Consider the following 15,731-nt stretch of genomic DNA (forward strand, 5'->3'; position numbering starts at 1 on the left):
AGATTTATTTAAAAGCCATTGCAGCCTTGACTGCTTTTTTCCAGCCGTCGTAAAGCTGGTCGCGGATATCATCGGTCATCTTCGGTTCGAATGAACGATCGATTGCCCATTGTGACGCAATCTCTTCCTGACTTTCCCAGTAGCCAACCGCAAGTCCTGCCAGATAGGCGGCGCCCAGTGCAGTAGTTTCGTTTACAACAGGTCGTTCAACCGGAACATTCAAGATATCACTCTGGAAGTTCATCAGGAAGTTGTTCATGACCGCCCCGCCATCAACGCGAAGAGTTTTCAATTCGATGCCTGAGTCAGCTTCCATTGCTGATAATACATCCTTCGTCTGGTATGCTAGTGACTCAAGAGTAGCACGGACAAAATGCTCTTTGCTAGTTCCGCGTGTCAGGCCGAATACCGCACCTCTGACATCGCTATCCCAATAAGGTGTTCCCAATCCGACGAACGCGGGAACCACATAGACACCATCAGTTGATTCAACTTTTGCCGCATAATCTTCGCTGTCTTTAGCACTTTTAAGCATTCTCAGGCCGTCACGCAGCCATTGGATCGCAGACCCAGCCACGAAAATACTTCCCTCAAGAGCATATTCAACCTTGCCGTTCAAGCCCCAGGCAAGGGTTGTCAATAATCCGTGCTCTGATTTCACCGCTTTTTCACCAGTGTTCATCAGCATGAAGCAACCTGTTCCGTAAGTGTTCTTCGCCATTCCTTCCTCAAAGCACGCTTGGCCGAACAATGCCGCCTGCTGGTCGCCTGCTGCCCCGGCAATCGGAATTTCCTGGCCGAAGAAATGGTAACCAATTGTGTTCGCATACACCTCAGAAGAAGGCTTAACCTCCGGAAGCATGGAAGCTGGTACTCCAAGAATATCAAGAAGCTCTTCATCCCATTTCAGGTCATATATATTGAACATGAGCGTGCGTGAAGCATTGCTATAGTCCGTAACATGGGCACGTCCACCAGAAAGCTTCCAGATCAGCCAGGTATCAATCGTACCGAATAACAGCTTTCCTTCATTTGCTTTTTGTCTCGCACCCTCTACATTGTCAAGGATCCATTTCACTTTTGTGCCTGAGAAATAAGCATCTATGAGCAAACCTGTTTTTTCACGGAAAAGATCATTGTAGCCTTTTTCCTTAAGTTCATCGCAAATGCCGCTTGTCTGGCGTGATTGCCAGACGATTGCGTTATAGACAGGGACGCCTGTTTCTTTATCCCATACCACTGTAGTCTCGCGCTGGTTTGTAATTCCTATTCCCGCTACTTGCCCAGGTTTAACATTTGCTTCAGATAATACACTCGCAATAACAGCGAGAACAGAGCCCCAAATTTCATTTGCATTATGTTCCACCCAGCCCGGTTTCGGAAAAATCTGCGTGAATTCCTTTTGCGCAACATGTACAACCTTTCCCGCTTTGTCAAAAAGAATCGCCCTTGAACTTGTCGTTCCCTGGTCTAAAGATAGAATATACTTTTCCATTTCATTCTTCCTCCCCTTATCGACTTAAACGCTTTCAAGTTTATCGTTTTTTATGCGCCAACTTTAGATGTATCCAATTGCCCTTCTTGTTTTTTCCCTACTGTATAAGCTAATGCCAGTACTACTGCTACTATACCAACTACACTCCAAAAAGTCCCTGTGATTGCTCCCTTGAAAAGCACTTTATAAACGACTGCTCCAAGTGAACCTCCCAGTAGCGGGCCAACAACCGGAATCCAAGAATAGCCCCAGTTCGATCCTCCCTTGCCTGGAATCGGCAGCACAAAGTGGGCAATACGCGGGCCGAGATCACGTGCCGGGTTAATCGCATATCCTGTTGTACCGCCAAGAGACATTCCAATTACAACAATCAATAATCCAACTGCAATAGGGTTCAACCCTTCAGTAAACTTGTTTGCTCCGATAAATAATAATCCTAAAACAAGAATAAAAGTGCCGAAAATCTCACTGAATAGATTTGAAAAAGTGTTTGGAATTGCCGGGCCTGTAGAAAAAACGCCCAATTTTACACCAGGGTCATCGGTTGCCTTCCAATGTGGAAGATAATGCAGGAACACTAGTGTCGCCCCGATGATCGCCCCAATCATCTGGGCCAGCATATAGCCTGGTACATCTGCCCATGGAAATGAGCCATCAATCGCAAGCGCCAGAGTAACCGCAGGGTTAAGATGTGCCCCGCTTATCGATCCTACCGCAAAAACTCCCATTGTAACCGCAAGTCCCCACGCTATCGTAATGACAATCCAGCCGGCGTCCTTCGCATAAGAATTTTTCAACGATGAGCCAGCACCAATCCCCGCACCGAAGACAATCAAAATCATCGTGCCAACTACCTCTCCCATAAATGGTGACATACACAGTTCCCCTTTCGTGTGTCCTTGTTAATGTGTATACAGCCAAGAAGAAACAAAAAAGGGAGATCCACAAACAGCATGCCTAAAAAAAACCTAGGCATTTCTGTGTGAATCTCCCATTCTCCGTCACATTCTTAACTTGTACCATGAAGTATACCGAATGTTGAAAACGCTGTCAACGACTTTTTCTCATTATTTTGATTTTTTTTAGTAACAGTGAAATTATTCAAAATGCTTCCAACATGATTTTTTTGACGTTCGTAACCGTTTTTGCACCAGCTTCAAGTTCTATACTCCTGATAAACCCTCCTTCGAAAAGCTGGATATTCATCCTTTCATTCACTTCAGCAATAAGCTCGAGTACTACGCCCGGAAGGACTTCAATATGATCCGGCTTCGTCTTCTCAAGTGTATGGGAATCGAGAAGTAACACACGCTGGAACGCAATGATAAAGTTAAATAAAGAAGAACCCCAGGCCCCTGGAGTTCTCCCCTTAATCAAACGTTTGATTAACTTTCATTCTAAAAACTTAAGTGGTGAGTCCCTGAAATGGTATATTCATCGATTATGTGTTTCTGGAGGATGATGAAGAACGGATTTATGTGACGTGGATCCTGGTGGTTCTATCTAATCTGTTCGGGCTTTCCCGCCAAGTGCCTGATGGAATTTTCAGGAGAAGACACTGGCTGTTGACTGGTATCCCACCATCAATGGCTTTTCTAGTCCAGTAACCTTCTTGCGATGTCAACCATTTCGTCTAAAGTGGATCTCTGCCCCAATTCCCAGGCACTTCTCTTTTTCACTTTATCCTGTACCTGTTTCTCCCTTCACCTTCCCGAATCGTCAAGCCTTTTTTGGGCTTTTCGACGTAGAAGGTGAGCATTCCCTGGGAGTTTTTCATCATCTCTTCGCGCAATTCTATCGCTTTCTTTCTTCTTTGGTTGAAATGGGATTCTTTCATGTTGATGACAAAGGTGTGATTATAGCTTAGGTATACTTCTGTTTTTCGGATGCCGATTGCTTTTGTTCCTTTTACATGTGCCAGGGAAAACCAGACACAAAAGTCATCATTGTATGACTTAGTCGGGAACAGCCAGATACCAAGATTGCAGTTAATCTTGATCGGACACATATAGATTTCTCCGAGTATTTCCCTGGAGCTCTTCCGGCCGGCATTGAAGTCTGACCCTAAACCGAGCAATGTTTTATTTATGATTTCAAGTGGTTTCTTATCGATCAGATAAGGGACTTCTCCTTCAATTACTCTCGCGCAAAGCTTTCCGTATTCGTTGTATTCCCCAGTCAGCAATACTGTTTCCTGATTAATTGTATAGTCACTTATTAGATTCATTATTTTTGACCTCCTTTGTATTTGTTTTATTTCACAAAAAAGGTATACTAACAGAGTTGGCATACCCAACACACCTTGTCCTCGGGAAATGTCCGCCTGACTATTTTCCCGGGGCTTTTCACTTTTATTTTTCATCATACCCTCCTGTCTATTTGAACAGAGCTTTATGTAAAAATGATCTTGGTGGCTGCGTATAGCCCTATAGGTATTATTATATTGATAGTGGTATTTCTATGTAAATCTGTATTTTTATGTTACATGAATTCTAGTTCTTATGGAATATTGCCAAAATTTCATTTTATTAGTATAATATATTTTTCAGCGGGCCAGCATTTAGGCCCGTTTTTTCTTTATTTCGGGCCAATGCTATGGTGTTACTACTATAGTGGCGAGAGTAAGTAACCCCCTATCCATTAAGAAAAATTTTTTTGGTAATTGTCTAAAATAATTCACAATTTCACTTTCCATCCTTGATTTCTTCGCTAATTTACAGCTTTTTCTTAATAAGGTCTCCAAAAATCAGTTTTGAAGCATATTTTGAAGTTTTTTAGCCATTTTGCCTTTAAAAAATGAATTTTCGTGATTGGTACCCTCTTCTGTTCCAGGAGTATGTTAGAGCTACCCGGGAATACAATGGAACGCGCGCGATCCCGAAAGGATTGCAAAATGGAAAGCTTTGAACAGCTGGCGAAACAATATGAACCGATGATCCATAAAATCATCCGCGCACTGAATATCTATAAAAATAAAGAAGATTACTTTCATATCGGGCTTGTCGGTCTATGGGAGGCTTCTGAGGCCTTTAATCCAGAAAAAGGCGACTTCACCAACTATGCATATACGTTCGTGAAAGGACACATCCTGAATGAAATGAACCGAAACAATCGGCTGGAAGAACGAAGTGTTCATCCAAAAGAGGAATACTGGGAAACCGTCGAAGAAACGAACACTGACCATCCACTTGAAGTCGAGTTTTTACTAAGCTACTGCCAGATGCTTACTGAAAAAGAAACAAAGTGGGTCATCTACACTTGCGTCGATTTCCTATCAGTCAGGGAAATAGCCGATAAAGAGAATGTCTCCCTGTCAGCGGTCAAGCAGTGGCGGAGCAGTGCGAAAAAGAAGCTTAAGGAGCAATGGATGGAAGTAGCAGATTAACCTGAAAAAAAAAACGCCTGAAACCGACAATTCATTCATGGTTTCAGGCGTTTTTATATTCTCAATATCCTTGTTACTTTCACTCTACAAAGCATCCTTCCAGTTTTCCGAAGTCAATTTCATAAACCTTTCTTTATCCCTGTTCGCAAGAGCCAAATCAATTTCCTCTGCTCTTCTTTTCTCCAAGAACTCCATCTGAACCTTTTCGATAATTTTGCTGGCACCTTCTGTATACCTTGTTTTTTCCCTATTCAAAATCAATTCAGTGTTGTCTTGATCATGAATGGTGTCCATGTACATATTCAAATTCATTTCTTGTTTATAATAATTAGAGTTCTTGTCGTTCTTCACTTTCAATCCCTACTTTCTTTTAGGTAATTGTTACTTACTATTTACCCAATTTTACAGGAATATAACATATTCAGCGATTTTCAATTTTCAAAAAAGAATTAGATTAGAAATGATAAAGAGAACTCATCCAATAAATAGTAATTATATTAAAAAAATAATACAAAATGGTTAAATGATAATTAAAATAAGGAAATCTAACTTTTTCTCTTATATGATGTAGAAGGATTTCTCTACATTTATAAGAAGGTTGTGAGATGGAAATGAGCAATAAATGTGAGCATATTTATGAAATTCATTATATCAGGGCAATCGCAAGTTTAATGGTCCTCCTTGTCCATGTTTCAGCTGCTTATTTCTATCAACATGGCAAACAGTATAATGATTATACCTTTTTTATTAATCAAATCAGCCGCTTTGGTACACCGATGTTTGCTATGATAAGCGGTTTCCTGCTGTTCTACCAGACAAGGAAAAAAGGATTTAAACTCAATAAGTTTGTCTCAAGCAGGTTTACTAAAATCGGCATTCCTTTTTTAATTTGGAGTATCTTTTATCTTTTATTTTCATATTTCGCTTTAAAAATCAATCCAATGAAGGACGGTTCAAATTTATTCCTGGTAAACTTTCTATCAGGTAATGCTTTCCATCACTTATATTTCATAGCACTCGTCTTTCAGTTCTATCTTATTTTTCCACTATTGCAGCTAATCCGTTCAAAAATAGTCTGGCCCCTCATATTGATACTAGCAGCAATCATTAACTGGTACTTTGTGAAAGTTGATGTTTCTGCCTTCTTTGAAGGAATGCCAGCATTAGTAATAAGCCAGCGTGCTTTCCTGCCGGAATGGATTTTCTTCTTTGTTTTTGGAGGATTTTTAGCTTATTATTGGGAGCCCCTTCAATCCTTTTCCAAGAAGTTCAAATTCTCCCTAAGTCTGGTTGCTGTAATGGTGGTCATATTAGCAGTAATGGAGTACCGAAGTGTCGGTTCCATCCCTTCTAACAGGGTAACCAACTTCATTAATATTCCTATTTTGACATTGTTTATGGCAGGTATCATGGACAGTTTAAAAAAGATAAATATATTTGATAAATTCCTAAAGGAAATAGGCAGCCTATCAATGGCTATTTATCTTATCCATCCATTTGTGATTAACATATTCGATAGATTTGCTCCGCAAATTTTTTGGAAAACTTCTTTATTCCCTATTACTTTCGGAATCATTCTTTTAGGGACAATCATTTTTACAAAACTAATACAGCGGCTTCCCTTCAGCAGCTATATTTTAACTGTCCCTAAACTTAAAGTCTCTGGCAGTAATAAACAGATTCAACCAAGAGTTAATGAAGTATCTGTTGCTAAATAGCAAAATAAAATGAGAGCTTGCAAAAAAGCAGCTCTCTTTTAATTTTGCAGTTTTGGTGCTCGAGCTGCATTAATAGTTACTTTTAAAAAAACACTGGTCATTTATGGAGGAGCTGCTACTACTCATCCTGTCGTTTCTCTCCTACTATCTTTGACCAGGTAAACAGATTTCCTGGATCCGTCTTTCGTTCCTGTGCGTATTCATCATGACCAATGATATGTATTCTGTCTCGTTTAACCTTTTTATTCCTTGCCAGGATGTCATCAAGCAGCAGATTAAGAGATTTATATTGTGCTTCGGTGTAACCGATATGTTCTTGTGGGATTTTTTTATAGTCATTGGAGGTCATCACAGATTTCATTTCAGCTTCTGTTCCAATTGCCATCAGTTCGATTCCAATAGAATAGTCATTCAGGCTATCCTTGTAATCAGGGAAATCCAACAGTTCTCCCTTTCCCGCATGCCTGGCTCTGCGGCTTTCCGGCAACAAAAAGTAAATGTCACCATCACGGTCAATCATATAATGAGGAGAAACATCGTAATCAATGAAAATCTGCCTGATTTCTTCATATACATAAGGATTCTTGGGATTATTGGCGGCATTGCTGATAAAATGCAATACCACATGAGTTTTTATATCGCTCCTTGGCACAAAATTCATATTTGGCATGAAGTCCTTCTTCACCGGAACTTGAATTCCGGAAGAAGCCAGCTTCGGATTTTCAGCCTTCGTTTTTGCCACAGCCTCTTCCTCAAACCTTTGAGAACACCCGCCTGCCATGAAAATAAAAATAGCCAATACGGCCATTACTAGCCTCTTATTCATTCTTCTCCCCCAACATTCTTCTATCATCTTACTATCCTAATTCGTGTTTATTATCTAAACTCCTTCCAAATGGAAAAAGAATCATTTAGATCTATTGATACGATTCTTTTGAACTATATTCTCTTATTTTTCAATTAATTTACTTATCATTAATATAAATTTGATAGAATAAAAGTGATTTGGCACCTGGCTTCCTGCTTAGGTTAGGTTCAAACTATTTTATTACAAGGGGGAAAATTGTTAATGAAGCATCGGGACAAGATCTACCGCAAACTTTTATCAGTAGCTGCTTCTGCTATTCTTTTGTCATCAATTGCTGTTCCTGCAGCATCGGCGAACATGAAAGGCAAGAAGCCTGGCAAGCCTTACGAGTTAACAGTCATGCATACCAATGATACGCATGCGCATTTAGACTCAGTTGCTAAAAGAATTTCGGCGATTAATCAAGTGCGCGCAGAGAACGCTAATACATTATTATTAGATGCAGGGGATGTTTTTTCAGGCACCCTCTATTTTAACGAGTTTCAGGGACTGGCAGATTTGGAGTTCATGAATCTGGCGGGCTATGATGCCATGACTTTCGGAAATCATGAATTTGATAAAGGAACCGCCACTCTTGCTAATTTCGTAAAAGGAGCGGAATTCCCCTTCGTTGATGCAAACGTAAACTTTGATAATGATGAAAATATGAATATGCTATCAAATAATGAATTCTCTTCTAAAGCAGATGACGGGGAAGTCTACAAAGGCATCGTAAAAGAGGTAAATGGGGAGAAAATCGGTATCTTTGGCCTCACGACGGCTGAAACAGTTGATATCTCAAGCCCTGGAGAGGGTGTCGAATTCACTGACTACATCAATGAAGCAAAAGCTGCAGTTGAAGCATTTGAAAAGCAAGGAGTCAATAAAATCATTGCGCTGACTCATATCGGTCTGAATGATGGCGGAGGAGACAATGACCTCACACTTGCTGAAGAAGTTGAAGGCATCGATGTCATCGTAGGCGGTCATACTCATGTTAAGTTGGACGAGCCAATTTTAGTGGAAGCCGGCAAAGAACCGACAGTCATCGTCCAGGCAAATGAGTATGGCAAGTTCCTTGGTACCCTGGATGTTAAATTTAATAAAAATGGCCGTGTTATCGAATATGCTGGCGAATTGTTGGATGTGAAAAATTTCGAAGATGATCAAGAAGCAGCTAAAATCCTGAACGAAAAATACAAACCTGCTGTTGATGAGATGAAAAACACAGTAATCGGGACAACTGCTGTTGATTTGATTGGTGGAAACCCTGCGGCAAGAACAGTTGAAACGAATCTTGGAAATCTGATTACGGATGGAATGCTCGCAAAAGCAAAAACGATCAACCCTAATACAGTAATTGCGGTCCAAAACGGCGGCGGGATCCGTACTTCCGTTAATGCGGGAGACATTACGATGGCGAAGGTACTAGAAGTCATGCCATTCGGAAATTCTTTAGGAATCATGCAGCTTACTGGCGCTGAAATCAAAGAAGCATTGGAGCATAGCGTCAAGGACGCCCCAACAGCATTTGGAGGATTCTTGCAGGTCTCAGGATTAAAATTCACTTATGACAGTTCTCTTCCGGCTGGCCAGCGTGTTCAGTCAGTTGAAGTGAAGGAAGATAGCGTCAACTACGTAGGCCTGGATCTTACTAAAACATATGCAGTTGCAACAAACACTTTTACTGCTAAAGGCGGAGACGGATATGATGTATTCGGAAAAGCTTATAGCGAGGGACGTGTAAGCGAACCTGGTTTCGTTGACTGGGAAATCTTCACTGAATATGTGAACCAGCAAGAAAACAAGACAGTAAGTCCTGCTGTTGAAGGCCGAATTATCGACCTAGCAAACTAATGAAGAAGTGCCCAGCAAACCGAGATGGTTGCTGGGCATTTTTATATTTAAAAATACTACATTACTCCGCAGAATTACACCGGACTAATTCTTCCTCCCTCTCTCTAATGGCATAAATATAATCACTCCATAATTTGGCAGCACATTCTCCACCAAAAATAGATTGCTATTTCTATCACCCACAAAGTAATATCTTCTTATTACAACTCACATTTTAATAGGACGGGTGCGAATTTGATCAACTTCTTGGTGCTGTTTCTATTTTATTATCCACTGGTCATGGGAATTGTTTGGATTACTGGAAGTTTGATTTATTATGTAAAAAAAGAGAAACGGGATTTCTTTCTCGAACACAAAATAGAGGAGCTGCCTTTTGTTTCCCTGTTGATTCCGGCATACAATGAGGAACAGACAATTGAGGAAACGGTAAAATATGCTTCAGAGCTCAATTATCCCTATTTTGAAGTGATCGTTATCAACGATGGCAGCAAAGACCGCACGATGGATATACTCAAATCGTTGCTGGAACTGTACCCGAAATTGCGTGTTGTCAATGTCGTGAACAACAAAGGAAAAGCGAATGCCCTGAAACAGGGAGTTTTGGCTTCTAAAGGCGAACTCATCGCGACGATTGACAGTGACGCCATCCTCGACAAAGACGCATTAACCTATATTGTCCCTCATTTCATTACACCCAATAACGGGGAAAGAGTGGGTGCGGTGACAGGCAATCCTAGAATCCGCAACCGGACAAGCCTGCTCGCAAAAATCCAGCTGGTTGAGTATGCGAGTATTATCGGACTGATAAAAAGGACGCAAAGAGTGCTTGGAAAAGTCATGACGGTTTCCGGAGTGTTTGTTGTTTTTCGTAAAAAAGCCCTGCTGGATGCAGGAATGTGGGATACAGACCTTATTACTGATGATATCGGGATTACCTGGAAGCTGCAAAGAAGGTTCTGGGATGTCCGGTACGAACCGAAGGCGCTTTGCTGGATGCTCGTACCGGAAACATTGAGAGGAATTTGGAAGCAGCGTTTGCGATGGACTCAGGGCGGCATCGAAGTCACCCTGCGCCATATGGATATCTTTCTCGACTGGCGCCAGCGAAGATTATACCCGGTTTATATCGAACAGGTACTTAGCGTCGTCTGGTCAATCACCTGGTTTATCTCTCTGCTGATGATGCTGTACAACTATATATTCCATCAGGAATTCATCCTGCCGATATTATGGATAGGAAACTACCTATCTATTATTTGTCTACTGCAATTCCTGGTCGCTCTTTATATTGAGAGGAAGTATGAAAAAGGGATCCTGAAATACATGCTATGGGGAATCTGGTACCCAATCCTTTACTGGCATATCAATGCCCTGCTTGTTATCAGGGCGCTTCCTAGAGGATTAAAAATCCTTAGGAAAAATAAAAACCAATTCGCAACCTGGGAGAGTCCCGACCGCGGGCTCCACCTGTAAGGAGAAGCCATGATCATCAACAGCAAACAGTCCAAACCGCGAAAAATCATCGATCTGTTTTTCACTTTTTTCGGCTGGCTATTTCTCATCCTGTTCTTATATAACTTAAGTTCTCACTTTGAACGAAACCTTGATTTCACTTTTCTTGAATTAAACTTGGACAATGCAAATTCCATACTGCTCTTCACATTCCTTGTGGGCATCACAAGTGCTGCTTCCTTGAGCTGGTGGAGTTCCTATAACAGGCGAAAATACGGCCACCTTAAAAGAAGGACGTTCCCGCCGCAAACAAATGAAAAAGATCTGGCTGAGTATTTTCAGATGACAGAAGTCGAACTGGAAACCATTAAAAAAGGTAGCTATATTGAACGAAACTAAAAAAACAAGGGGACGGTTATTCCATTCAGAAACCGTTCCCTTGTCTTATCTTTTTAATCTTTTGCTTGCTTCCTGCGGATTGCTGCTCCCGGTGATCGAAATATAGTGTAGTTACTGTGCTTCTTTTTTATGGAGACATGAAGCAGAATCTTGAACCATTGGAAGCAAAGGTTAGTGCTTCCCTTTCGATAATTTCGGGTGGTGACACACCTGTCGAATTAAAAAGGAGGCAAAGGGCTTCCCTGCCCGATATTAAAACCTAAATCCAACCAACTCTTTCCTCTTCTCATCCAATACACGTACTTTTTCTGTGTATTTCTCCAGGTCTCTGCTTAATTTCTCTTTTCTATCCCCAATCATCCGCATAACCTCTTTCGGGCTTGGCCCGCCTGGCAAGTCGCGAATTTCGATGAAGTATTCTGGCGAAATGATTTTTTGCCATTCTTCTTCTGTGAGTGACACGTTGACGAATTGCTGAATCACCGTGTTAATCGCTTCGACGTCCCATTCGTAAAGTTCTTTTCCTTCTTTAACAGTCTCCTTGGAAATGAAGCTTGCAATCGAGTGGGCTTTCCTGAATGGAACGCCATATTCACGGGCCAACGTGTCCGCCAGTTCTGTAATCGTGATGCTGGACTTCTTCGCCATTTCTTTCGTGTGCTCTCCGTTCACTTTCAGTGTCGCAATCACCGCGTACATCAGCTTCCAGACGCGGTTGGCGTTATTGAAAGCTCGGTACAAGTGCGGCTGCAAATCGTCTTCTGTATCGACGATATCGCCGAATGGTGTATTGTGGACCATATTGAAAGCGGCAAGCGCGTCCCCATAAGCACTGCTGGCAATCGAGCGGGAATGCTCAATCGACACCGGATTGCGCTTTTGCGGCATAATGCTGCTGCATTGCACGTAAGGATCGGCGACGTAAAAAGAACCGAATTCGCGTGTGACATGCTGAAGGAAGTCCTGGATCCAGCGGCCGGTGTTCACCATGCTCGTCATCAATGCTGAAGCAGTCTCAAGCAGGTAATCCCCTCCGCCAATCGAGTCATAGGAATTCTCGACAATCCGGTCAAACCCTAGCAATTCCCGAGTACGCTCACGACTGATCGGGAATCCCGTCGTCGTCAGGGCAGCAGCCCCAAGCGAGGACTGGTTGACCGTCCGATAAGCCGCCCATAGTCTCTGAATATCGCGTCCCAAAACATCATAGATAGCCAGGAAGTAATGCCCCAGTGTCGTCGGCTGGGCTGGCTGCGTATGTGTATAACCAGTAATGATCGTATCGGTATGGCTCTCAGCCTGCTCAAGCAACGCCTCGCTCAATTGATAGGCACTTGCAAGCAAATTGACGAGATGCTCCCTGAGCACGAGGCGGTACATTGCGACCCCCATATCATTGCGGCTGCGGCCGATATGGATTTTACCGGCAAGCTCAGCGCCGATTTCCTCGCCGATTTTCGCTTCCATCATGAAAAATAAATCCTCGAACTGCGGCTCATAACTCAGCTGCCCGACATCCGTCACGGCAACCTTATTAATCCCCTCAAGCATCACTTTCGCTTCATCTTTTTCGATAATCCCCTGTTCAGCAAGCATAATCACATGCGCCCGGTGGATATCAAACATGACATGGAACAAATAATCCCGCTGGTCATTGAAGACCGGCTTCAGCAGTGCCTCAATATACGTCTTCCCGGGAAAAGCCGCCCCTTCATTCTTGATAAACTCTTCTAGCTTGTTCATATTTTCATCTCCGATTCTATGATTATGCTAATATTCCAGCCTTAAGATAACGACTGTTCGGCCTTGACCCCGAAGAACTTGTTCGAAATAAGCAAGACGACTGCGATCAAGACAATCTGAATCATCCCATATGCAGCTGCCTGGCCCATATTGAACATCCGCAGCTGGTTCATGATTTCAATTGAAATCGGCCTGTTTGAAATCGTATACAGCAATACCGATGTCGGGAACTCACCGACAGATTCCACAAATGCCAGCAAAGTCCCTGATAGCACGCCAGGCATAATGATTGGTAAAATAACCTTACGGAATGTGTAGAACCATTTTGCCCCAAGGCTTCTTGAGGCTTCCTCAATCGAGTCATCCAGCTGCTCCAAAACAGCGTTTGTCGAGCGGACAACGAGCGGAATATGCCTGATAAAGTATGCAAGCGGCAAGATCCAGAATGTACCGACAAGGATATTCCCGAACGAGAAAATATTCGGCTCGTTAAAAGCAATGATCAAGTTCATCCCGATGACCGTCGCCGGCAATGCCCACGGAATCATCACGAGGATATCAACAAAGCTTTTGCCGACAAACTTCCGCTTAACCAACACATACGAAGCGAGCACACCGAACACCAGGTTCCCCGCCGTCGCGATCACTGACAACAGCAAGCTGTTTTTCAGAGGCTTGAAGATATTCGGGTCTTCGAGCAGCAAGCGATAGTTTTCAAAGTTAAACACCGACGGATACGTCTGCCATGTCCAGGTTCCATCCGGAACGAGCGACAGCAGCAGAATCGTGAAATGCGGCAGCAGCAGGATGATAACGCCGATGACGCCAATGAACACCATCGTCCATTTCAGCACCGGATTGTTCACTTCACTGCGGTGCGCGCCAATTCCCTTTGACGCCATCCGGTAGTCCTTGCGGTTCTGGTACCAGCGCATGAACAATAAGAAGGAAATCGACACAATCGACAGAATGACAGATTGAGTCGCAGCAACTTCCATGTCTCCATTAATCTTCGAAAAATAAATCTGCAGGCTCAGCACCCGGAATCCGCCCGCCAGCAAGAACGGCGCACTGAAGGAGGCCATCGAAATCATGAACACCAACAGCGAAGCGGCAACGATTGCGGGGGTCAACAGCGGGAACGTCACCTTCCAGAACACCTGGAAACGACTGGCGCCCAGATTGTATGCCGACTCCTCAAGCGACGGGTCGATTTTATGGATTGCCGATGACACCGTCATGTAGAAATAAACATACATCGTATAAGCATGAACAATCAGGATGCCTGAAATCCCGCCGATTTTAAAAGGCACTTCTTCCAGTCCAAACAAATCCTTAATCGCGTTCGGCACAAGCCCAGTTTCCCCATAAAGGAACATGAATGCCATAACCCCTACCAATGACGGCAGGACGATCGGCATGATCGCAGCCGTTGCGAAAAAACCTCTGCCAGGGAAATCATACCGGTTAAAAATAAACGCCAGCGGAATCCCGATTGCCGCACTCACCAAAACACTGAGGACAGATATATAGACCGAATTCCACAACGCTTGCAGATTCGTCTTCGATTCCTGCGAGAAAAAGTCCTCAAAGTTCCCAAATGTAAAACTGCCCTCTTTTTGCAGACTTTCAAGAATCGTCCTTATTGATGGGTATAGGACATAGGCAATCAAGACAAGCAGCACTGGAATCAGCAAATATAATGTCAGCCGGTTATCGCGATTTTTCATCATGACACATCACCGCTTAACATCGGAATCAATCTGATTTGGTCGGCAGGAAGCTCAACCCATACATCCGCTCCCGGCTTCAGATTCGCTGAAACATGATTCAGCACATTCACCTCAAGCAGCAAGTCATTGACCTTTACCGCCAGATTGATGATCGTTCCGAAGAACTGTACTTTTTCAACTATTCCTTTAAAAACATTGTGCCTATCAACCTTTTCATCAAGAATCTTCACGGACTCAGGACGAACCGAGAGGGACAATTCACGATCTTCGTTTTCCCTACTAAAATTAAAAGGCGTATTATGTACAACAAATTGATTTTCACCAGCCGAGACAGTGACAAGAGCGTCGTCAACCTGCTCCACTTTTACAGGAAGAAGATTGATCTCGCCTATGAAACTGGCAACAAAGTCATTGGCCGGTTCATTATAAATCTCCGACGGCGTCCCCACCTGGTGGCACACCCCGAAATTGAAGACAGCGATCCTGTCACTCATCGACAGCGCCTCTGCCTGGTCGTGGGTAACATAAATCGTCGTAATCTTATATTCTTTCTGCAGCCTGAGGATCTCCGCCCGCATCTCGTCGCGCAGTTTCGCATCCAGGTTGCTTAACGGCTCATCCAGCAACAGGATTTCAGGTTCAATCACTAATGCCCTCGCAAGAGCCACACGCTGCTGCTGACCTCCACTCAACTGACTCACCTGACGATCGGCGTATTGCTCGAGCCTGACCTTGCGAAGGACCTCGTGCACCCTGGTTTTTACTTCACTGGAGGCCATCTTCCTTACCTTCAATCCAAACGCGACATTTTCAAAGACCGTCATATGAGGAAAAAGGGCATAGTTTTGGAAAACCATGCCCGTATTTCTTTTTTCAGGAGGTACACGCGTCATATCTTTATCGCCAAATCGCACGACACCTTTGGTAGGATAATAGAATCCGGCAATCATCCGCAGCGTTGTCGTCTTGCCGCAGCCACTCGGTCCGAGGAAGGTAAAGAACTCCCCATCATTGATTTCCAGATTCAAATGATCAACTGCCACTACCTTTCCGAAGGCTTTTTGGACATTTTCTATTTTTATCGACGCCATACCGTACACAT

Annotated in this window: 14 protein-coding genes; 5 read left to right on the forward strand and 9 right to left on the reverse strand. The window is 43.2% G+C overall.

Going from position 1 to position 15,731, the window contains the following annotated elements:
• Nucleotides 1-4 precede the first annotated feature (4 nt).
• The 4 genes from glpK to FS736_RS13660 form a co-directional block, all read right to left on the reverse strand.
• Nucleotides 5-1,495, reverse strand: a complete 1,491-nt coding sequence (gene glpK / locus FS736_RS13645) for a glycerol kinase GlpK (RefSeq protein WP_144478158.1) — start codon at nt 1,493-1,495, stop codon at nt 5-7.
• Nucleotides 1,496-1,545: 50 nt separating this feature from the next.
• On the reverse strand, nt 1,546-2,370 hold the full coding sequence (locus FS736_RS13650) for an MIP/aquaporin family protein (protein WP_144478160.1): 825 nt from the start codon (nt 2,368-2,370) through the stop codon (nt 1,546-1,548).
• A gap of 226 nt (nt 2,371-2,596) precedes the next feature.
• Nucleotides 2,597-2,872 (reverse strand): glycerol-3-phosphate responsive antiterminator, encoded by a 276-nt coding sequence (locus FS736_RS13655; protein ID WP_260983603.1) that lies wholly within the window; start codon nt 2,870-2,872, stop codon nt 2,597-2,599.
• A gap of 298 nt (nt 2,873-3,170) precedes the next feature.
• A complete protein-coding gene (locus FS736_RS13660; protein WP_186326785.1) occupies nt 3,171-3,722 on the reverse strand; it encodes a competence protein ComK in 552 nt (183 codons plus the stop codon).
• 666 nt (nt 3,723-4,388) lie between these two features.
• Between FS736_RS13660 and FS736_RS13665 the strand changes: the two genes are divergently transcribed.
• Nucleotides 4,389-4,880, forward strand: a complete 492-nt coding sequence (locus FS736_RS13665; RefSeq protein WP_144478166.1) for a sigma-70 family RNA polymerase sigma factor — start codon at nt 4,389-4,391, stop codon at nt 4,878-4,880.
• Between the two features lie 84 nt (nt 4,881-4,964).
• Here the strand turns inward: FS736_RS13665 and FS736_RS13670 are convergent, their stop codons facing one another.
• On the reverse strand, nt 4,965-5,231 hold the full coding sequence (locus FS736_RS13670; RefSeq protein ID WP_144478168.1) for an IDEAL domain-containing protein: 267 nt from the start codon (nt 5,229-5,231) through the stop codon (nt 4,965-4,967).
• A 260-nt stretch (nt 5,232-5,491) separates the two neighbouring features.
• Here FS736_RS13670 and FS736_RS13675 point away from each other — a divergent pair, with 260 nt between their 5' ends.
• Nucleotides 5,492-6,598: an acyltransferase gene (locus FS736_RS13675; protein WP_144478393.1), complete on the forward strand. Its 1,107-nt coding sequence runs from the start codon at nt 5,492-5,494 to the stop codon at nt 6,596-6,598.
• Nucleotides 6,599-6,716: 118 nt separating this feature from the next.
• On the opposite strand, the gene FS736_RS13680 is transcribed toward FS736_RS13675, so the two are convergent.
• Nucleotides 6,717-7,424 carry an N-acetylmuramoyl-L-alanine amidase gene (locus FS736_RS13680; protein WP_186326786.1) on the reverse strand — a complete coding sequence of 236 codons (708 nt, stop codon included), beginning with the start codon at nt 7,422-7,424 and terminating at the stop codon, nt 6,717-6,719.
• 243 nt (nt 7,425-7,667) lie between these two features.
• On the opposite strand from FS736_RS13680, the gene FS736_RS13685 reads away from it, so the two are divergent.
• The 3 genes from FS736_RS13685 (at nt 7,668) to pgaD (ending at nt 11,153) form a co-directional block, all read left to right on the forward strand.
• Nucleotides 7,668-9,302, forward strand: a complete 1,635-nt coding sequence (locus tag FS736_RS13685; RefSeq protein ID WP_186326787.1) for a bifunctional metallophosphatase/5'-nucleotidase — start codon at nt 7,668-7,670, stop codon at nt 9,300-9,302.
• Nucleotides 9,303-9,536: 234 nt separating this feature from the next.
• Complete coding sequence (pgaC, locus tag FS736_RS13690; protein ID WP_260983604.1) at nt 9,537-10,775, forward strand: poly-beta-1,6-N-acetyl-D-glucosamine synthase; 1,239 nt, start codon at nt 9,537-9,539, stop codon at nt 10,773-10,775.
• Between the two features lie 9 nt (nt 10,776-10,784).
• The gene (gene pgaD, locus FS736_RS13695) at nt 10,785-11,153 is read left to right on the forward strand and encodes a poly-beta-1,6-N-acetyl-D-glucosamine biosynthesis protein PgaD (protein ID WP_144478172.1); all 369 of its coding nucleotides are present in this window, start codon (nt 10,785-10,787) and stop codon (nt 11,151-11,153) included.
• Nucleotides 11,154-11,405: 252 nt separating this feature from the next.
• Here pgaD and argH read toward each other — a convergent pair whose 3' ends face one another.
• The 3 genes from argH to FS736_RS13710 are packed head-to-tail and all read right to left on the reverse strand — an operon-like array spanning nt 11,406 to nt 15,720.
• Entirely contained in the window at nt 11,406-12,896 is a 1,491-nt protein-coding gene (gene argH / locus FS736_RS13700; protein WP_144478174.1) for an argininosuccinate lyase, read from the reverse strand.
• 41 nt (nt 12,897-12,937) lie between these two features.
• Nucleotides 12,938-14,629, reverse strand: coding sequence for an ABC transporter permease (locus FS736_RS13705; protein WP_144478176.1), 1,692 nt, complete (start codon nt 14,627-14,629; stop codon nt 12,938-12,940).
• Nucleotides 14,626-15,720: an ABC transporter ATP-binding protein gene (locus FS736_RS13710; protein ID WP_144478178.1), complete on the reverse strand. Its 1,095-nt coding sequence runs from the start codon at nt 15,718-15,720 to the stop codon at nt 14,626-14,628. The genes FS736_RS13705 and FS736_RS13710 overlap by 4 nt, the downstream gene beginning before the upstream one ends.
• Between the last annotated feature and the right edge of the window lie 11 nt (nt 15,721-15,731).

The sequence above is a fragment of the Cytobacillus oceanisediminis 2691 genome (genome assembly GCF_007678455.1).
GTDB lineage: Bacteria > Bacillota > Bacilli > Bacillales > Cytobacillaceae > Mesobacillus > Mesobacillus oceanisediminis_A.

Bases quoted from the DNA above. Each gene is read 5' to 3' on its own strand.
- FS736_RS13685 (WP_186326787.1), top strand. From the start codon at position 7,668: ATGAAGCATCGGGACAAGATCTACCGCAAACTTTTATCAGTAGCTGCT.
- FS736_RS13660 (WP_186326785.1), bottom strand. From the start codon at position 3,722: ATGAATCTAATAAGTGACTATACAATTAATCAGGAAACAGTATTGCTG.
- pgaD (WP_144478172.1), top strand. From the start codon at position 10,785: ATGATCATCAACAGCAAACAGTCCAAACCGCGAAAAATCATCGATCTG.
- FS736_RS13680 (WP_186326786.1), bottom strand. From the start codon at position 7,424: ATGAATAAGAGGCTAGTAATGGCCGTATTGGCTATTTTTATTTTCATG.
- FS736_RS13705 (WP_144478176.1), bottom strand. From the start codon at position 14,629: ATGATGAAAAATCGCGATAACCGGCTGACATTATATTTGCTGATTCCA.
- FS736_RS13650 (WP_144478160.1), bottom strand. From the start codon at position 2,370: ATGTCACCATTTATGGGAGAGGTAGTTGGCACGATGATTTTGATTGTC.
- argH (WP_144478174.1), bottom strand. From the start codon at position 12,896: ATGAACAAGCTAGAAGAGTTTATCAAGAATGAAGGGGCGGCTTTTCCC.
- FS736_RS13710 (WP_144478178.1), bottom strand. From the start codon at position 15,720: ATGGCGTCGATAAAAATAGAAAATGTCCAAAAAGCCTTCGGAAAGGTA.
- FS736_RS13675 (WP_144478393.1), top strand. From the start codon at position 5,492: ATGAGCAATAAATGTGAGCATATTTATGAAATTCATTATATCAGGGCA.
- FS736_RS13665 (WP_144478166.1), top strand. From the start codon at position 4,389: ATGGAAAGCTTTGAACAGCTGGCGAAACAATATGAACCGATGATCCAT.
- glpK (WP_144478158.1), bottom strand. From the start codon at position 1,495: ATGGAAAAGTATATTCTATCTTTAGACCAGGGAACGACAAGTTCAAGG.